This is a genomic window from Vibrio diabolicus, from assembly GCF_011801455.1.
Lineage (GTDB): Bacteria > Pseudomonadota > Gammaproteobacteria > Enterobacterales > Vibrionaceae > Vibrio > Vibrio diabolicus.
In genome coordinates this window covers 2143318-2161433 of the sequence record NZ_CP042451.1, presented here as the reverse complement: position 1 = coordinate 2161433, position 18116 = coordinate 2143318, and the positions used below count along the sequence as shown (strand labels likewise).

General features: G+C 43.3%; 15 protein-coding genes. 9 read left to right on the top strand and 6 right to left on the bottom strand.

The annotated features are described in order from the left end of the window. Positions 1-284 precede the first annotated feature (284 nt). A complete protein-coding gene (locus FR741_RS10270; protein ID WP_167426751.1) occupies positions 285-2510 on the top strand; it encodes an NADP-dependent isocitrate dehydrogenase in 2226 nt (741 codons plus the stop codon). Between the two features lie 187 nt (positions 2511-2697). Here the strand turns inward: FR741_RS10270 and cspD are convergent, their stop codons facing one another. Continuing rightward, positions 2698-2916 carry a cold shock domain-containing protein CspD gene (cspD, locus tag FR741_RS10265; protein ID WP_005378407.1) on the bottom strand — a complete coding sequence of 73 codons (219 nt, stop codon included), beginning with the start codon at positions 2914-2916 and terminating at the stop codon, positions 2698-2700. Positions 2917-3620: 704 nt separating this feature from the next. Between cspD and clpS the strand changes: the two genes are divergently transcribed. Continuing rightward, positions 3621-3941 carry an ATP-dependent Clp protease adapter ClpS gene (gene clpS, locus FR741_RS10260; RefSeq protein WP_031780157.1) on the top strand — a complete coding sequence of 107 codons (321 nt, stop codon included), beginning with the start codon at positions 3621-3623 and terminating at the stop codon, positions 3939-3941. A 50-nt stretch (positions 3942-3991) separates the two neighbouring features. Then, the gene (gene clpA, locus FR741_RS10255; RefSeq protein ID WP_005390700.1) at positions 3992-6259 is read left to right on the top strand and encodes an ATP-dependent Clp protease ATP-binding subunit ClpA; all 2268 of its coding nucleotides are present in this window, start codon (positions 3992-3994) and stop codon (positions 6257-6259) included. Between the two features lie 135 nt (positions 6260-6394). On the opposite strand, the gene infA is transcribed toward clpA, so the two are convergent. From infA to aat, 3 genes are all read right to left on the bottom strand, one after another. Further along, positions 6395-6613, bottom strand: coding sequence for a translation initiation factor IF-1 (infA, locus tag FR741_RS10250; protein ID WP_001040192.1), 219 nt, complete (start codon positions 6611-6613; stop codon positions 6395-6397). A gap of 81 nt (positions 6614-6694) precedes the next feature. Further along, on the bottom strand, positions 6695-7396 hold the full coding sequence (locus FR741_RS10245; protein WP_104974297.1) for an arginyltransferase: 702 nt from the start codon (positions 7394-7396) through the stop codon (positions 6695-6697). Continuing rightward, positions 7393-8100, bottom strand: coding sequence for a leucyl/phenylalanyl-tRNA--protein transferase (aat, locus tag FR741_RS10240; protein ID WP_167426750.1), 708 nt, complete (start codon positions 8098-8100; stop codon positions 7393-7395). Before aat ends, FR741_RS10245 begins: the two co-directional genes overlap by 4 nt. A 39-nt stretch (positions 8101-8139) precedes the next feature. Here aat and FR741_RS10235 point away from each other — a divergent pair, with 39 nt between their 5' ends. Continuing rightward, entirely contained in the window at positions 8140-8616 is a 477-nt protein-coding gene (locus FR741_RS10235) for an outer membrane lipoprotein (protein WP_046874731.1), read from the top strand. A gap of 280 nt (positions 8617-8896) precedes the next feature. Continuing rightward, positions 8897-10177: a 3-phosphoshikimate 1-carboxyvinyltransferase gene (aroA, locus tag FR741_RS10230; RefSeq protein ID WP_046874732.1), complete on the top strand. Its 1281-nt coding sequence runs from the start codon at positions 8897-8899 to the stop codon at positions 10175-10177. Positions 10178-10240: 63 nt separating this feature from the next. Here the strand turns inward: aroA and FR741_RS10225 are convergent, their stop codons facing one another. Continuing rightward, a complete protein-coding gene (locus tag FR741_RS10225; protein ID WP_005387884.1) occupies positions 10241-10489 on the bottom strand; it encodes a YciN family protein in 249 nt (82 codons plus the stop codon). A gap of 437 nt (positions 10490-10926) precedes the next feature. Between FR741_RS10225 and topA the strand changes: the two genes are divergently transcribed. The 4 genes from topA (at position 10927) to FR741_RS10205 (ending at position 17747) form a co-directional block, all read left to right on the top strand. Further along, on the top strand, positions 10927-13557 hold the full coding sequence (gene topA, locus FR741_RS10220; RefSeq protein WP_005390711.1) for a type I DNA topoisomerase: 2631 nt from the start codon (positions 10927-10929) through the stop codon (positions 13555-13557). A 611-nt stretch (positions 13558-14168) separates the two neighbouring features. Further along, positions 14169-15386, top strand: a complete 1218-nt coding sequence (glgC, locus tag FR741_RS10215) for a glucose-1-phosphate adenylyltransferase (protein WP_005390714.1) — start codon at positions 14169-14171, stop codon at positions 15384-15386. Beyond that, positions 15376-16833, top strand: a complete 1458-nt coding sequence (gene glgA, locus FR741_RS10210; protein ID WP_046874734.1) for a glycogen synthase GlgA — start codon at positions 15376-15378, stop codon at positions 16831-16833. The genes glgC and glgA overlap by 11 nt, the downstream gene beginning before the upstream one ends. A gap of 110 nt (positions 16834-16943) precedes the next feature. Beyond that, a complete protein-coding gene (locus FR741_RS10205; RefSeq protein ID WP_046874735.1) occupies positions 16944-17747 on the top strand; it encodes an alpha/beta fold hydrolase in 804 nt (267 codons plus the stop codon). A gap of 37 nt (positions 17748-17784) precedes the next feature. Here the strand turns inward: FR741_RS10205 and FR741_RS10200 are convergent, their stop codons facing one another. Further along, positions 17785-18105: a hypothetical protein gene (locus tag FR741_RS10200; protein ID WP_005390719.1), complete on the bottom strand. Its 321-nt coding sequence runs from the start codon at positions 18103-18105 to the stop codon at positions 17785-17787. Between the last annotated feature and the right edge of the window lie 11 nt (positions 18106-18116).

The following is an 18116-nucleotide window of genomic DNA, read 5'->3' as shown; positions in this document are numbered from 1 at the left end:
AACTGTGTTTGAAAGTTTTAAGTTTTCTCATGATCGGATATGATTTGCGCGCCTAAAACTAACAAACGCGCACAGAATGATAGACTAATTCGTGTTATTTGTTTAATTATATCAGTGCACTCATGGATTCAGAGCCCAGAGCTTCAAACTACAACAAAGAGTGCGAACCGCATGTGGCGTTAGTGAGGAGACATGTACTGCTAACGTGCAGCAATGCGTCAATTAAACCAACTCAGACGCTGAGTTGATCAGCCAACAAGTTGATTAAAAAATAGGGAAATTTCATGCCTACAGAAAAACCTACAATTATCTACACCATCACTGATGAAGCGCCGGCGCTAGCAACTTATTCATTACTACCAATCATTCAATCATTCACAGCATCGTCTGGCATCAATGTAGATACTCGTGATATTTCACTAGCAGGTCGAATTATCGCTAACTTCCCAGAGCATCTAAAAGAAGAACAGCGCATTGGCGATGCGTTGACAGAGCTTGGTGAACTAGCTCAAACTCCAGAAGCAAATATCATCAAGCTACCTAACATTTCAGCTTCAGTTCCTCAGCTTAAAGCGGCGATTAAAGAGCTTCAGGCGAAAGGTTACGATTTACCAAACTACCCAGAAGAACCGAGCACGTACGAAGAGAAAGCGATTAAAGCGGCTTACGACAAAATCAAAGGTAGTGCGGTTAACCCAGTACTTCGTGAAGGTAACTCAGACCGTCGTGCTCCAACTTCGGTTAAGAACTACGCGAAGAAAAATCCACATTCAATGGGTGCGTGGTCATCAGAGTCTAAGTCTCATGTTGCGAGCATGTCAGACAATGACTTCTTTGGTAGCGAAAAGTCCACGACTATCTCTGGTGCAACAGAGGTAAAAATCGAGTTTGTTGGTAATGACGGTACAGTTAAAGAGCTCAAGTCTGCGTTCCCATTACTAGATAAAGAAGTCATTGACACTTCAGTGATGAAGAAGAAGGCGCTGGTTGAATTTTTCGAGAAAGAGATTGCTGAAGCGAAAGCACAAGACGTGCTGCTGTCTCTTCATATGAAAGCGACAATGATGAAAGTTTCTGACCCTGTCATTTTCGGCCATGCAGTAAAAGTTTACTACAAAGACGTTTTCGATAAGTACGGCAAGCTGTTTGAAGAGCTAGGCGTTGATGTAAACAATGGCATCGGTGATGTTTACTCAAAAATTGAGTCTCTACCTGAAGCGCAAAAAGCAGAAGTTGAAGCGGCCATTCAAGCGGTTTACCAAACTCAACCAGAACTTGCGATGGTTGATTCTGATCGTGGTATCACAAACTTACATGTACCAAGCGACATTATTGTAGATGCTTCTATGCCAGCAATGCTTCGCTCTTCTGGTCAAATGTGGGGACCAGATGGTAAACAAAAAGACACCAAAGCGATGATTCCAGATCGTAGCTACGCAGGTATTTACCAAGCGGTTATTGATTTCTGTAAAGAGCACGGCGCATTTGACCCAACCACTATGGGTAGCGTACCTAACGTTGGCTTAATGGCTCAAAAAGCAGAAGAGTATGGTTCTCACGACAAGACATTCATTCTAGACGCAGCGGGTACTGTTCGCGTTGTTGATACTGCGGGTAACGTATTGTTAGAGCAAGCGGTTGAAGAAGGCGATATCTTCCGTATGTGTCAGGTGAAGGACGCACCAATCCAAGATTGGGTTAAACTAGCAGTGACTCGCGCACGTGCAACAGGTGTTCCAGCCGTATTCTGGCTAGACGAAAACCGTGCGCACGATGCTGAACTCATTAAGAAAGTAAATACGTACTTACCAGAGCACGATACTGACGGTCTAGAGATTAAGATCCTATCTCCTGTTGATGCTTGTAAGTACTCGCTAGAGCGTATGAAAGCGGGTCTAGATACTATTTCTGTAACGGGTAACGTTCTTCGTGACTACCTAACAGACTTGTTCCCAATTTTAGAGTTAGGCACGTCAGCTAAGATGCTATCTATCGTTCCACTGATGAATGGCGGTGGTCTATTTGAAACAGGTGCTGGTGGTTCTGCTCCTAAGCATGTTCAACAAGTAGAAAAAGAGAATCACCTTCGTTGGGATTCTTTAGGTGAGTTCTTAGCACTAGCTGCATCCCTAGAACATCTAAGTGTGGTGGCAAACAACCCGAAAGCGCAAGTTTTGGCGGATACGCTAGACAAAGCGACTGGTGAGTTTTTAGATACCAACAAGTCTCCGTCACGTAAAGTGGGCGAATTAGATAACCGCGGTAGTCATTTCTACCTCGCACTTTACTGGGCGAAAGCACTTGCCGAGCAAACAGACGATGCTGATCTCGCTGCTGAGTTTGCACCGATTGCGAAAGCGTTGTCAGAGCATGAAGAAAAAATCGTCGCTGAGCTAAACAACTCACAGGGTGTGAAAGGAGAGCTGGGCGGTTACTACCTGCTAGACGATGCATTGGTTTCTAAGTTGATGCGCCCAAGCGAAACCTTTAACGCGATCATTAACAAGTAAAATAGATGAAAAGAGCACGTCGCTTTCGGCGTGTTTCTTCTTTTATCAATACTTTGTATGTGGTCTATCTGTATTTCATAAGCTACAAATAGTAAGAAACCCGCTATCTTGGCGGGTTTATTTTTCTCTTCAGAACATCAAAATGACGTTTCGAGAGCAATATTTTTATTTTTCGACAGCGCTCTAATTATTTGGCTTGACCTTCAAGAGGCACGACGCTACTCGCGTGACAGCCTTTGGGACCTTTTTCAATCTCGTATGAGACTTGTTGGCCTGCTTTCAGTGTACGATAACCGTCCATCTGGATAGTTGAGTAGTGGGCAAAGATATCTCCCTCTTCTTCATCTGAACAAATAAACCCAAATCCTTTGGCATTGTTAAACCACTTTACTGTACCTGTAGCCATGCTTTTACATCCCTCATGCATTTTTTACTGAGTTGTTACAACAACCAAGTTATACCTTTAACCTGGTACTACTATTGTCAGCGAACGCTAACAAACATCTAGTCAATGAGAAATCACATTCACCAAGCTGCTTAAAAACAAATGGATTCAAAATGACGATTTATGCATCAACACTTTCCACTGTAGTCAATGAATCCCGACAGTCAATAGCATTAAGCAACAAACAGAAATATAATTGAAAACAAATCACTTTTGAGATTAACAAATTTGCAAACAGTTTTTCGTATATACGCGGAAGTTTGGTCAATTAGCCTGCAAAGTAGTATTCATTGGAAAAACCATACTGTTCGTGTTGCTTATGATAGATGAATCCTCTAACTGAATAAAAAATGAAGTTTTCGTGATAATTACCCCATTCTCAGTTAGGAAGTGTGATCTCGGTAGAAGACTGAGAGATGTTTCGCAATAGCTCGGAGGGGGTAAAAAGAAAGTTATTTTATAAGTAAAAATGTGTAACTTATCGACAAGCATCTTTTATTTGCGCCCCCTCAAGACCTGCATTAGTCTCTATATTAGGTAGCAACTTTTATCGATCAAAGATCGAATTCGGTGCCATATCTCACTACACCGCGCTGCACGCTTGTGGTAGATTGTTTTTATAGGTCGAAAACATCAACCCTTTGATACGATATCTTTGAATTGCCATGAGTAAAAATTTTGAATGGGTCACTCCGGACTCTGATCTTCTGGAGCGAGAAAGTACGAAAGTTCAGCCACCTAAGCTGTACAATGTTGTACTAAATAATGATGACTATACACCTATGGATTTCGTCATAGAGGTACTTGAGCGATTCTTTTCACATGACATTGATAAAGCGACTCAGATCATGCTCAAGATTCACTATGAAGGAAAGGCAATCTGTGGCACATACAGTGCAGAAATTGCCGAAACAAAAGTAGCGCAAGTTACGATGTACGCAAGGGAAAATGAACATCCGCTACTTTGCACTATGGAGCAAGCGTAAACAAAGAAGACTTGCTCGAACAACCCAAGTTGTTTTTTCGGGAGGTACTTATGCTAAATAAAGAACTAGAGTCAAGCCTTAACGGTGCATTTGCTCGGGCGCGAGATAAACGCCACGAGTTTATGACTGTCGAACACCTCCTACTTGCATTATTGGAAAATGATGCAGCTAAGGAAGCCCTTTTAGCTTGTAAAGCGGATCTTGACGCTTTACGTAACGAACTCGATATATTCATCGATCAAACTACGCCTCTTATCCCAGACAGTGATGAGACGCGTGAAACCCAGCCGACTTTGAGTTTTCAACGTGTGCTACAACGCGCCGTCTTTCATGTACAGTCGTCTGGCCGCAACGAAGTAACAGGTGCAAACGTGCTTGTGGCGATCTTCAGTGAGCAAGAGTCGCATGCCGCCTACCTACTGAAGAAAAACGACATCTCCCGCTTAGATATTGTTAACTTTATCTCCCATGGTATTACTAAAGCGTCAGGTGCAAGCGAAGACCCATCATCAGATTCGTTCAGTTCAGAGAGTGTCGAAGAGCCGAATTCTGAAGAACGTTTGGAAAGCTTTGCGACTAACCTTAATCAGGTCGCTAAAGATGGCAATATCGATCCACTGATTGGTCGCGATAAAGAGCTAGAGCGCACTATTCAAGTACTTTGCCGCCGCCGCAAGAATAACCCATTACTAGTGGGTGAAGCCGGGGTAGGTAAAACAGCCATCGCAGAAGGTCTTGCTTGGCGAATTGTAGAAGGGCAGGTCCCGGAAGTTATTCAAAACAGCGTGATTTACTCATTGGATATTGGTTCTCTATTGGCTGGTACTAAGTACCGTGGTGATTTTGAAAAACGCTTCAAGGCGATTTTGAAACAGCTTGAAAAAGAAGAAGATGCAATTTTGTTCATCGATGAGATACACACAATCATCGGTGCGGGTGCGGCTTCTGGTGGTCAAGTTGATGCCGCAAACCTTATCAAACCTCTACTAAGTAGCGGTAAGTTGCGTTGTATCGGCTCGACTACATACCAAGAATACAGCAACATTTTCGAGAAAGAGCGTGCGTTGTCCCGTCGTTTCCAAAAGATAGACGTTGTAGAGCCTTCTCTGGATGACACAACTAAAATCTTGATGGGCTTGAAGCCGAAGTACGAAGCACACCATGAAGTACGTTACACCAATAAAGCACTGCGTGCCGCGGTAGAACTTTCGGCGAAATACATCAATGAACGTCATTTACCAGATAAAGCCATTGATGTCATTGATGAAGCTGGTGCTCGCAGTCGTCTTGCTCCTGCAAGCCGCCGTAAGAAAACGGTTGGTGTTGCCGATATCGAAGCGATGGTTGCCAAGATGGCACGAATCCCAGAGAAGTCGGTTTCTTCTTCAGATAAAGACATCTTGAAGAACCTAGATAGCAAGATGAAGATGTTGGTATTTGGTCAAGATAATGCGATTGATGCATTATCCGAAGCGATCAAGCTGACACGTGCAGGTTTGGGCGTGGATAACAAACCAGTTGGTTCATTCTTGTTTGCTGGCCCTACTGGGGTGGGTAAAACAGAGGTGACGGTGCAGCTATCTAAGCTTCTAGGGATCGAGCTACTTCGTTTTGATATGTCGGAATATGGTGAGCGTCACTCCGTGAGTCGCTTAATTGGTGCACCTCCTGGTTATGTCGGTTACGACCAAGGTGGCTTGCTGACAGACGCTGTTATCAAGCACCCACATTCAGTCGTATTACTCGATGAGATTGAGAAAGCGCATCCAGATATCTTTAATTTGCTATTGCAAGTGATGGATAATGGTACGCTAACGGACAACAACGGTCGTAAAGCAGACTTCCGTAATGTCATCCTCGTTATGACAACCAACGCGGGTGTGGCTGAAACTGAGAAGAAATCAATTGGTTTGATTCAGCAAGACAACAGTCACGATGCGATGGCGGAAATTAAGAAGGTATTCACTCCTGAGTTCCGTAACCGTCTTGATAACATCATCTGGTTTAACAGCCTTGATGAAAGCGTTATCCATCAAGTTGTTGATAAGTTTATTGTTGAACTGCAGGTGCAACTTGATGCTCGTGGCGTATCAATGGAGGTATCGCAAGATGCACGCCATTGGTTAGCGAATAAAGGTTATGATAAGGCGATGGGTGCTCGCCCAATGGGACGCGTTATCCAAGAGCAACTTAAGAAACCTTTGGCTAACGAATTGTTGTTTGGCTCTCTAGTCGACGGCGGCACTGTGAAAGTAACACTAGTGAATGACACACTTAAATTTGAATATTTGAGTGAGAAAGAGGCAGCGATGCATTAATTGCTCCGTAGGGAAGTAAAAGCGCACGATTTTATCGTGCGCTTTTTGTTTGTCTGAACCTACTCGGAAATAAAAATCATGCAATAAAAAACGGAGCAAACTGCTCCGTTTTTTATTGCATCCGAAAATCAGAGATTAACGAGCGCGGAAGACGATGCGGCCTTTTGACAGGTCGTATGGAGTCATCTCTACAGTTACTTTGTCACCCGTTAGGATACGGATGTAGTTCTTACGCATCTTGCCAGAGATGTGAGCAGTCACAACGTGACCGTTTTCAAGTTCAACACGGAACATAGTGTTTGGTAGAGTGTCAAGGACCGTGCCTTGCATCTCGATTACGTCTTCTTTAGCCATTTAATCCTCTTTAGAAATTAGGCAATATTAGCGGGCTATATTCTGCCGCTAAATAGTAATTATGTAAAGTTGAGGCGTATTCTACCCTCGCCAACGCTGATTTACTAGCCTTTGGTGGCGTTGAAAGCGTGTTTTATAGTTCATTGCTGGACACTCATCAATCTGATAACCCAAATAAAGCCACTGTTGTTTGTTTTCTTGGCAGTATTTTATTTGATAGAGCACTGCCAAAGTGCCAAGAGATAACGGGTAGTCAGGGTCAAAAAAAGTATAAAATGCACTCGAACATTGAGTCATTACATCCGTTACCGCAATGGCGAGTAATTGATTTGACTCATCGTAAATATGTAAAAATGAAGTGGTCAACCAACTGGTTTGGGCAAACCGAGAAAACTCATCACGCTTTGGTGGGTACATAGTGCCGTTTTTATGCCGTTTGCAGATGTACCGACTGTAAAGCTCAAACCATTCCTCATCCATTTCAGGTTTCATTTCCCAGCGTAAAAACTGTGCTTTACTGAGCAGCCTCTTCTGGCTTTTTGATAGCGTCACGTCCGGAATCGAGACTCGAATTGGCTGACAAGCATTACAATGCTCACAGTGCGGTTTATATATGGTATCTCCGCTACGACGAAAGCCGTTGGCCATCAGCAGTTGATAGTTTTCTTCAGTATGCAGCCCTGCATCAAGTGCCACCGCCACACGCTCTTGCCGTTCAGGCAAGTAACTGCAAGGGTGATTATTCGTTAATCCAATTCGAATATGTTGTATATCCGTACTCATACTGAATCCTGCAAAACTTGGGGCTTATAGGTATCAAATAGTGTTTGTTTTTCTCTTAAAGATAGTAGTTTTTGCATAAACTCGTTACGCTCTAGTTCAAATGCGCCAAGTGATGCCAAGTGCGAGTTCATAACCTGACAATCGATTAATTGACCTTGCTTTGACGCCAAATGGTTGCATAAGTACCACAATGCAATTTTAGATGCGTTATCTTTTAGGCTAAACATCGACTCTCCGCAAAAAAGTTGACCAACGCAGATGCCATATAGTCCCCCAATGAGCTCGTTGTCATGCCATACTTCTACAGAGTGACAGTGACCCAGTTTAGCTAACTCAATGTAAGACGTTTGCATTTCCTCGTTGAGCCAAGTTTCCTCTGCAGGACGTGTTGATGAACATAGTCTAATCACTTCTTCTGTCGCGAAATTGAGCGTTACTTTATAGTTATGTTTACGCTGAAATTTTTTGAGACTTTTAGACGGTTTAAACGCTAAGGGATCAAAAACAGCGCGTGGGGAAGGGCTCCACCATAGAATAGGTTCTCCAGGACCATACCAAGGGAAAATGCCTTGATAGTAACCATTGAGGATTCTCATGGGATCTAAGTCACCGCCAAAAGCAAGCAAACCATTGGGATCGCTGAGTGCTTTATACGGTGAGGGAAAGTTGAACGTATCATCGAGTTCAGTTAAATAAATAGCCATAAGAAGTCGTTACCAACATTAGAGTCAGAGGAGTTTATGATGACCTGGTCAAGAAATATTGTGAAAGTATGGCTTTGGATCATACTGTTTTTCCCACTTGCCGCCAACGCAGCCTATGAAAGAAATGTTGCCAAGCCGGTAAATGAAGTGGTGTATGGGAAGATTGACTCTGTCCGTTATATTACTCAGCAAGAGGTCGTTCAATCGAAAAGTAACGGTTGGAAAACGCTACTTGGTGCCACAATAGGCGGTTTAGTCGGCAATCAATTTGGTGGTGGTACTGGACGAGAAGTTGCGACGGCAGTGGGTGCACTTGCAGGTGCAGCGGTTGCACAAAATCAAAGTAATTACCAATACACGGTTGAATATAAGTTAGTTGAGCTACTCATTAAAGTGAAGGGCGACAAGCTGATTAATGTTATCCAAGATGTTGATAAAAATATGCTATTTAGTCGAGGGGATGAAGTTCGTATCTTATATTTTGATGATGGAGTCAGAGTTGATATCGCTTATTAATCCTACATTATTTTAGCCTAATCAGGCATGCACAGTAGGGCTGGCTTATCGTCAAATAAAGTCGAAATAGTTTGCTGTTTCGTCGCGCTTTTTTCGCTCTTATTTACATCACTGGCAATGCCTTTAATTCTGCATCTTTAGGCTACTTGAGTATATTCATAAATTAGCGCCGATTTGCTCTGGTTTTGTCGTGTTTTTTTGGGTAGTCTGAATTCACGAAGAATTGTTTAGCTCTCATAAAAAATCGTATGTTGAGGGCACAAAGGATTATCAACTTTTAATGGAAAGCCTAACGTTACAACCTATCAATAAAATTCAAGGGGAAGTGAATCTTCCTGGCTCTAAAAGCGTTTCTAATCGAGCTCTTTTACTTGCTGCTCTTGCTAAAGGCAGAACTCGCCTTACTAACCTCCTCGACAGTGATGATATCCGTCATATGCTGAATGCGCTGACTAAACTCGGCGTTCAATACCAACTTTCCGAAGATAAAACAGAATGTCTCGTTGAAGGCCTTGGGCGTCCGTTTTCTGTCTCAGAACCGGTAGAGTTATTTCTCGGTAATGCTGGCACTGCGATGAGACCATTAGCTGCGGCTCTTTGTCTTGGAGAAGGGGAGTATGTACTGACGGGCGAACCTCGTATGAAAGAGCGTCCAATTGGTCACCTTGTCACGGCACTGAAAGATGCTGGTGCGAACGTTGAGTACATGGAAAACGAGAACTTTCCGCCTCTCAAAATAGTCGGTACTGGCCTAAAAGCAGGTACAGTTTCTATCGATGGATCCATTTCAAGTCAGTTCTTGACCGCTTTCTTAATGTCTGCGCCATTGGCTGAAGGTGAAATTCGCATCAACATCGAAGGCGAGTTGGTTTCTAAGCCTTATATCGATATCACCCTGCATATCATGAAGCAGTTTGGGGTCGATGTGATCAACAACGACTATCAAGAGTTTGTGATTCCTGCCGGTCAGCAATACATCGCTCCAGGTGATTTCTTGGTTGAAGGTGACGCGTCTTCTGCTTCTTACTTCTTGGCGGCGGCAGCCATCAAAGGCGGAGAAGTTAAAGTCACGGGTATCGGTAAAAACAGCATTCAAGGTGATATTCAATTTGCTGATGCGCTTGAAAAAATGGGTGCAGAAATTGAATGGGGTGATGACTACGTAATTTCACGTGTTGGTCAATTGAAAGGCATCGATATGGATTACAACCATATCCCTGATGCTGCAATGACCATCGCGACAACAGCGCTATTTGCCGAAGGCACTACTGCTATTCGTAACGTTTATAACTGGCGTGTAAAAGAAACAGACCGTTTGTCAGCTATGGCGACGGAATTACGTAAAGTGGGTGCGGAAGTGGAAGAAGGGGAAGACTACATCATTGTCAAACCTGTCTCTCAGTTAAAGCATGCTGCGATTGATACTTACGATGATCATCGAATGGCGATGTGTTTTTCGCTGGTGGCACTTAGTGATACGCCTGTGACGATTAACGATCCAAAGTGTACGTCGAAAACGTTCCCTGACTACTTCGACAAACTTAAGGCTTTAAGCTGCTAAATATTCTGACCTGAAACAGGAAAGCCAGAGTGAATAACACTCTGGCTTTTTTGTTTTCCGCTACTATTTAACCAGCGTAAATTCCTTGGAAAGGTGATGCGCTAAGTATTTGAACATATTGAATACTGCAGTCGTATTTGAAGTTGGTAAACCTTTGTCATCAAGGAAGTATTCACCTTTAAAAACTAAAACACCTTCTTTTTCTTCTACGCTTGTTGCTCGCATCCCTTCGATGTAATCATCGTGTTCTTGGATGATTTGGTTAGCGATCAAAAGAAGGTCGAACTCTTCGATAAACGTTCTATCAGACATACTTTTTCTACCATTCATTTCAGTTGAGAACGCTGAGTATACCTACAACTAAAATGGGTTTGCATGATTAATTCAATCAATCGTTCACTTAGCCTAAACAGATCAATTTTTAGAGTGTAAGTATGATTAGTTGGAGGATATGGAAGAGCCACTGAACGAAACTATTTTGTGATGGGTAACAAAATTTATTGCATTGGATTAGCGGATGCTAAGTTTGCCTGTTTAGATATGCCGCTCAATACCTTTCAGAACCCTGTCTCTTTGAAGTATAAAGACGATGAATTGTCAACCAATCGGATCTGAATTTCAAAAAAGCAGTTGATCTTCTTTTCATCTCGCACAATAGTAAAAAAAGAAGCAATGAAATAGAACATTATGCGGGTGGCCTTTAAACAAGGTTTCTACCCGCATTATTATGAAGGACGTTAGAGTCAGTTATGGGTAAATCACTCGTTATAGTGGAGTCACCAGCCAAGGCAAAGACGATAAATAAGTACCTTGGTAAAGACTTTATTGTTAAGTCTAGTGTTGGTCATGTGCGTGATCTGCCTACGGCCGGTCAAAGCACTGGTGAGAAAAAAGCCGCAGCCATCTCAACAAAAGGGATGAGTCCGGAAGAGAAAGCGCGCGTTAAAAAAGAGAAAGACCGCAAAGCGTTGATCAAAAAAATGGGGATTAACCCATATCATGACTGGGAAGCGAATTACCAAATCCTTCCAGGCAAAGAAAAAGTTGTCAACGAACTACAAAAACTCGCCAAAGACGCAGATTGCGTTTATCTCGCAACCGACTTGGACCGCGAAGGGGAAGCAATCGCATGGCACCTTCGTGAGATCATCGGTGGCGATGAAGAGCGATACAAACGTGTAGTTTTTAACGAAATTACGAAAAACGCGATCCAACAAGCTTTCCAAACACCTGGAGAGCTGAACATGGATGGTGTTAATGCCCAACAAGCGCGTCGCTTCATGGACCGTGTCGTTGGTTTTATGGTTTCACCTCTACTTTGGAAAAAAGTGGCTCGTGGTTTATCTGCTGGTCGCGTGCAGTCTGTTGCGGTGAAACTATTAGTTGAGCGTGAGCGTGAGATTAACGCGTTTGTACCAGAAGAATTCTGGGATATTCATGCGAATACGAAAACGAAAGACAAAGCGGACTTTAAACTACTTGTTGCTCAGAAAGATGGTTCTGCGTTTAAGCCAGTTAATGAGGCAGAAACCAAAGCAGCGATGTCTGTGCTTGAGAATGCAAGTTACGAAGTATGTAAGCGTGAAGATCGCCCGACGAAGAGCAAGCCTTCAGCACCTTACATCACCTCTACGCTTCAACAGGCAGCGAGTACACGTCTTGGCTACGGCGTGAAAAAGACCATGATGCTAGCTCAGCGCCTCTATGAGGCCGGTTATATCACTTATATGCGTACGGACTCGACTAACCTAAGTGCCGAGGCTGTGGACGCTGTACGTGATTTTATTGGTTCTGAGTTTGGTGATAAGTATTTACCAGCGAAACCGCTGACGTATGGCAGTAAAGAAGGGGCACAGGAAGCGCACGAAGCGATCCGTCCTTCAAATGTGGGTGTTAAAGCGGAAGACCTGCAAGGTGTCGATGCTGATGCGCACAAACTTTACGCTTTGATTTGGAATCAGTTTGTCGCGTGTCAAATGACACCAGCAGAATACGATTCAACAACCATCAGCGTAAAAGCAGCAGAATACACGCTTAAAGCGAAAGGCCGTATCCTTAAATTTGACGGCTGGACTCGTGTACAACGTCCAATGGGCAAAAACGAGGATACAATCCTTCCTGCGGTACAACTTGGCGATAAGCTAAGCTTAGAGTCACTTGACCCTAAACAGCACTTTACAAAGCCACCTGCGCGCTACACTGAAGCAGCACTGGTTAAAGAGCTGGAAAAACGAGGTATTGGTCGTCCTTCGACTTATGCATCGATCATTTCTACGATTCAAGATCGTGGTTACGTAAAAGTTGATCAGCGTCGTTTCTACGCCGAAAAAATGGGCGAAATTGTTACCGACCGCCTTGATGACAGCTTTAACGATTTAATGAACTACGACTTCACCGCCCGCATGGAACAGAAACTGGACCAAATCGCTGAAGGTGAAGTGAACTGGAAAGCAGTGCTAGATAACTTCTTTGCTGATTTCACTGGCGATCTTGAAAAAGCGGAATTGGATGAGTCAGAAGGCGGTATGAAGCTAAACCATATCGTCATGACGGATATCGAATGTCCGACGTGTAGCCGTCCAATGGGTATCCGTACTGCTTCGACAGGTGTGTTCTTAGGCTGTTCTGGTTACGCGTTACCACCAAAAGAGCGTTGTAAGACAACCATCAACTTGGGTGACGAAGAAGGTATTATTAACGTTTTAGAAGAAGACGTTGAAACGGCCGCGCTTCGTGCTAAAAAGCGTTGTCCGATCTGTGAAACGGCGATGGATGCGTACCTGATTGATGACAAGCGTAAGATGCATGTTTGTGGTAATAACCCGAACTGTGAAGGCTACCTTGTTGAATACGGTGAGTTCAAAGTCAAAGGCTATGATGGTCCAGTTGTTGAATGTGACAAATGTGGCTCTGATATGGTGCTTAAGAACGGTCGCTTTGGTAAATACATGGACTGTACGAGTGAAACGTGTAAGAACACTCGTAAGATTCTGAAGAATGGCGAAGTCGCGCCACCGAAAGAAGATCCTGTTCATTTCCCCGAGTTGCCTTGTGAAAACTCAGATGCGTATTTCGTACTTCGTGATGGTGCTTCAGGTCTATTTATGGCGGCAAGCAACTTCCCGAAATCGCGCGAGACACGTGCTCCTTTGGTTGCTGAACTGGCACGTTTTGAAGAGCGTTTACCTGAGAAGTTCAAATACCTAGCGACCGCACCGCAAGAAGATCCTGATGGTCGTCCTGCAGTTGTACGCTTTAGTCGCAAAACAAAAGAGAACTACGTTCGTTCGGAAGAGAACGGCAAACCATCTGGTTGGACAGCGCTCTTTGTTGAAGGTAAGTGGGAAGTCACAGATAAGCGTAAAAAAGCGAAAGCATAAAAATGCACCATTAAAGTAATGTAAAAAGGCAGCGATATCGCAGCCTTTTTTTGCGTAGGGGCCTACAGTTTTCTTCTGCGCATTCTTCCTCTAATCGACCTTTCCTCACTTTAACAAGCACCATTGTCGCTAGAAAACACCAGAGTCACGATTTATTAGTAGTGAACGTATTTTTTATGTAAAAAACATTCGTCGTAACTTTCATTTTGCATTCATATATTTGTTATATATTAAGCTCAAAAAGTCGGTGGTGTAGTGAATCCGTTCGTAAATTGTTTTCATAATGTAATCGTTTGCTTTTGCATGTGTGATCTAGATATCGTCTTGAGTAAGCAAGAACTGTATGGAACACAGAATGGCGTATTAAAAATTGTAATTTAGAACCTGCTTAGATAATTTATTACAAAAATTAGTGCAACTGTGTGCATTTTGCGTCGAAAAATAAGAAAAGAGTGGACGTTGCATACTGGAAGTGCCGTAGCTTTTTTATCGTGTTGTAAGAGTTCAAAGAAACTCCTGATACGGTTACTAAATGTATTCGCTTGACTCCCCGAGTATGACTCATTCAAGCGAGTACCAAATCCAAGCTATAACGATATGGAGAACAACAAATGGCTGGTGTTTTGGGAATGATTCTTGCTGGCGGTGAAGGCTCTCGTTTGAGACCTTTAACAGAATCTCGTAGTAAACCTTCGGTACCGTTTGGTGGTAGCTATCGATTGATCGATTTTGCTCTAAACAATTTTGTAAATGCGGATTTAATGCGCATTTACGTCCTCACCCAATTTAAATCTCAATCTTTGTTCCATCATTTAAAAAAGGGCTGGAACATTAATGGCATCACTGACCGCTTTATCGATCCTATTCCTGCTCAAATGCGCACTGGTAAGCGTTGGTACGAAGGAACGGCAGACGCGATCTATCAAAATCTCCGTTTTATGGAATTAGAGGAACCAGAGCAAGTTTGTATTTTTGGCTCTGACCATATCTATAAGATGGATATCAAACAAATGCTGAACTTCCATTCAGAAAAGCAGGCTTCTCTGACGGTATCTGCATTGCGTATGCCACTAAAAGAGGCGTCGCAATTTGGGGTTATCGAAGTGGACAGTGAAGGTCGCATGATAGGCTTTGAAGAGAAACCAGCAAACCCGAAGTCGATTCCTGGCGATCCTGATTACGCTTTAGTTTCAATGGGTAACTACGTTTTTGAAGCTCAGGTGTTATTCTCTGAGTTGGTTGAAGATGCGGATAATGAAGCTTCATCACATGATTTTGGGAAGGACATTATTCCTAAGATGTTCCCTCGAGGTGACGTGTTCGTGTATGACTTCAGTACTAACAAAATCAGCGGTGAAAGAGAAGAGGTGTACTGGCGTGACGTGGGAACCATTGATGCGTACTGGGAAGCGCACATGGATCTGCTAGAAAAAGACGCACCGTTTTCACTATATAACCGTAAATGGCCGCTGCATACTTATTATCCTCCATTGCCGCCAGCGACATTTACAGACTCTGATAATGGCCGTGTTCAGATCATCGACAGTTTGGTATGTAATGGCAGTTACGTCAGAGGCTCAAGAATAGAAAAGTCGGTGCTTGGGTTCCGCAGTAATATTGCATCTGCTTGCGATATCAGCGAATGTATCCTTCTTGGTGACGTGAAAATTGGCGAAGGCTGTGTTTTACGTCGTGTGATTGTCGATAAGGATGCCGATATTGCTCCTGGTACTCAGATTGGTGTGAATCTTCAAGAAGATAAAAAACACTTCCACGTGTCTGAGGAGGGCATTGTTGTTATTCCGAAAGGAGCTCGAGTTGGCTACTAACAACTTATCTATTCTGTTTGTAGCTTCTGAGGTTGAAGGTCTCATTAAAAGTGGTGGCTTGGCAGACGTTGCCAAGGCACTACCGGAAGCCCTTCAAAACCTACAGCAAGACGTAAGAATTACCATCCCTGCGTACAGCAGTATTGATAAACTCGCTGACGCAGAAGTTGTATTAGAAACAGAACTAACATCATGGCCGCATACGGAGTATCGAGTTCTGCGGCTCATGCTAGGTCAAAATCCTGTTTATCTGATTGATTGTCAGCCGTATTTCAATCGACCATCGATGTATGCGGAGAACAACCAAGCGTATACCGATAATGGTGAGCGCTTTGCGTTTTTTAGTGCGGCATGTTTAGACATGTTGCCGAAGCTTGCTTTTCAGCCGGATATCATACACGCGAACGATTGGCACACTGGTCTTGTTCCATTTTTGCTCAAGCACAGGTATAGCAATGATCCGTTTTTTGCTCATACTAAAAGCGTCATTTCAATTCACAATGCGGTCTTTAAAGGCGTATTTAGTTATGAAGACGTGCAGTGCTTGCCAGAGTTTCATTGTCGAAACGTTCCCGATGCTGCGGTGAGTGCAACGCATATTACTATGCTCAAAGCTGGTGTAATGAATGCCGATAAGATAAACGCGGTCAGCCCTACGTACGCAGAGGAACTCAAAACAGAGCTTGGCAGTCATGGAATGGCTTGGGAGTTTCAGCAACGCGCGCAGGACTTAGTTGGTATTTTGAACGGTTGTGATTACAGTGCTTGGAACCCGGAAACGGATACTTACTTGCCAGTTAATTACTGCGCTGACCAACAAAGTATGACGCAAGGCAAGAAAGCGTGTAAACAAGCATTACAACTGCGGCTAAATTTGCCTGAAAAAGATGTAGCCATGTTCGGTATGGTTTGTCGGTTGACCCAGCAAAAAGGTGTGCATTACTTGTTGCCTGCTTTGGCCGATTTTTTGAAGCACGATGTTCAACTAGTTGTCGTTGGGACCGGAGACCCTGTACTAGCCGCTCAGCTAGAAGAGGTTGCTGCACAGTTTTCTAGTAAATTTGTCTTCGTAGAAGCCTATGATAATGAACTTGCGCATATCGTTGAAGCGGGTTCTGATTTCTTTCTGATGCCTTCTGAGTTTGAACCATGTGGTTTAAACCAAATCTATAGTATGGCTTATGGGACATTGCCGATAGTACGTGGTGTCGGTGGTCTAAAAGACAGCGTCAACGATTATGATGTGAACCCTTCTGAAGCGACGGGGTTTGTTTTTTTCGAACCGACACCGCAGGCATTGTTGTTAACGATGCTAAGGGCACTGTTGCTCTATGCTCAAAACGAACCTGAAGTGAATAAAGTACAGTTGCACGCGATGCAACAAGATTTTTGTTGGCAAAAGGCCGCAGAAGCTTATTTGCAACTTTACAATTCGGCGTTAAATTGACTTAAAATTGTAACGAAAGGCACCGAATAAGGTGCCTTTATTATCTTGAGTAAGGGGAGTGTGGTAGGATGGCTTTTTACTCAATAGCACGACCTTTTTGATACTTGAATATGACCCAGCCGCTACTTTTTCATAAAACCTATTTGCACCCTACTAGTCATGAGTGGGTTGTATTTGTGCATGGTGCTGGCGGTAGCTCTTCTATCTGGTTCAAGCAAATCAAAGCTTACAAGCAACACTTTAACTTATTGCTGATCGATTTAAGAGGTCATGGAAAGTCAAATCAGTTACTTAAAGAGCTCATTGCCAGCCGTTATACCTTTACGGAAGTCACCCAAGATATTTTGAAAGTATTGGACCATTTAAAGATCCAATCCGCTCATTTTGTCGGTATGTCGCTTGGTACCATTATTGTTCGAAACCTTGCTGAATTATCAGCAGAGCGCGTGCGTTCAATGGTGCTCGGTGGCGCTGTCACAAGGCTCAATACTCGTTCTCAAATATTGGTTAAATTAGGTAATTTTTGTAAGCACATTCTGCCGTACATGTGGCTCTACAAACTTTTTGCGTACATTGTTATGCCACAGAGAAGCCAGCGAGAGTCTCGCCATCTTTTTATTCGTGAGGCCAAGAAGCTTTGCCAAAAAGAATTTAAACGTTGGTTTATTCTTGCTGCTGATGTAAATCCTTTAATGAAGTATTTTAAAGATCGAGAGTTACCCATTCCCACACTCTATTTAATGGGCGACAGAGATTACATGTTTATTAAGCCTGTTAAAGAAATGGTTGCGGCGCATAAGCTTAGTGTTTTACGAGAGATCCCCAACTGTGGTCATGTTTGTAATGTTGAGCGCCCTGAAGATTTCAATCAACATTCCATCGAATTTATTAAGCAGCAAATGGTTTCTGCTTAGCGCTGAATAAATCGATTGAGTAGGAGTAGGGGAGTTATTAAGGCTCCCCTATTTGATGTCCACATTGCCAACAAGCACCAAACTGCCCCTCGTTTACCTCATGGCACTTCGGGCACTGCCAATCTTGATACTCATTTCCATCGGATTGTTTGCGGTAGGCTTGTACTATTCCTTCTGCTTTTACTTGTTGTTTGGCGTCAAAAAGCCAGACATAAGGATCGGTATCATCACTAAACGGCAGCTCTCCTTTTAAACCGAAAATACCTTCTCCGCGGACTTCACAGTAGACTTGCTCGGTTTTCAATAATTCGCACACGATATGCGCTTCTGCTGGGTTTTTAGCAATGAATATTTTCATTAAACACGTCC

Bases quoted from the DNA above. Each gene is read 5' to 3' on its own strand.
- FR741_RS10270 (WP_167426751.1), top strand. From the start codon at position 285: ATGCCTACAGAAAAACCTACAATTATCTACACCATCACTGATGAAGCG.
- cspD (WP_005378407.1), bottom strand. From the start codon at position 2,916: ATGGCTACAGGTACAGTAAAGTGGTTTAACAATGCCAAAGGATTTGGG.
- clpS (WP_031780157.1), top strand. From the start codon at position 3,621: ATGAGTAAAAATTTTGAATGGGTCACTCCGGACTCTGATCTTCTGGAG.
- clpA (WP_005390700.1), top strand. From the start codon at position 3,992: ATGCTAAATAAAGAACTAGAGTCAAGCCTTAACGGTGCATTTGCTCGG.
- infA (WP_001040192.1), bottom strand. From the start codon at position 6,613: ATGGCTAAAGAAGACGTAATCGAGATGCAAGGCACGGTCCTTGACACT.
- FR741_RS10245 (WP_104974297.1), bottom strand. From the start codon at position 7,396: ATGAGTACGGATATACAACATATTCGAATTGGATTAACGAATAATCAC.
- aat (WP_167426750.1), bottom strand. From the start codon at position 8,100: ATGGCTATTTATTTAACTGAACTCGATGATACGTTCAACTTTCCCTCA.
- FR741_RS10235 (WP_046874731.1), top strand. From the start codon at position 8,140: ATGACCTGGTCAAGAAATATTGTGAAAGTATGGCTTTGGATCATACTG.
- aroA (WP_046874732.1), top strand. From the start codon at position 8,897: ATGGAAAGCCTAACGTTACAACCTATCAATAAAATTCAAGGGGAAGTG.
- FR741_RS10225 (WP_005387884.1), bottom strand. From the start codon at position 10,489: ATGTCTGATAGAACGTTTATCGAAGAGTTCGACCTTCTTTTGATCGCT.
- topA (WP_005390711.1), top strand. From the start codon at position 10,927: ATGGGTAAATCACTCGTTATAGTGGAGTCACCAGCCAAGGCAAAGACG.
- glgC (WP_005390714.1), top strand. From the start codon at position 14,169: ATGGCTGGTGTTTTGGGAATGATTCTTGCTGGCGGTGAAGGCTCTCGT.
- FR741_RS10205 (WP_046874735.1), top strand. From the start codon at position 16,944: ATGACCCAGCCGCTACTTTTTCATAAAACCTATTTGCACCCTACTAGT.
- FR741_RS10200 (WP_005390719.1), bottom strand. From the start codon at position 18,105: ATGAAAATATTCATTGCTAAAAACCCAGCAGAAGCGCATATCGTGTGC.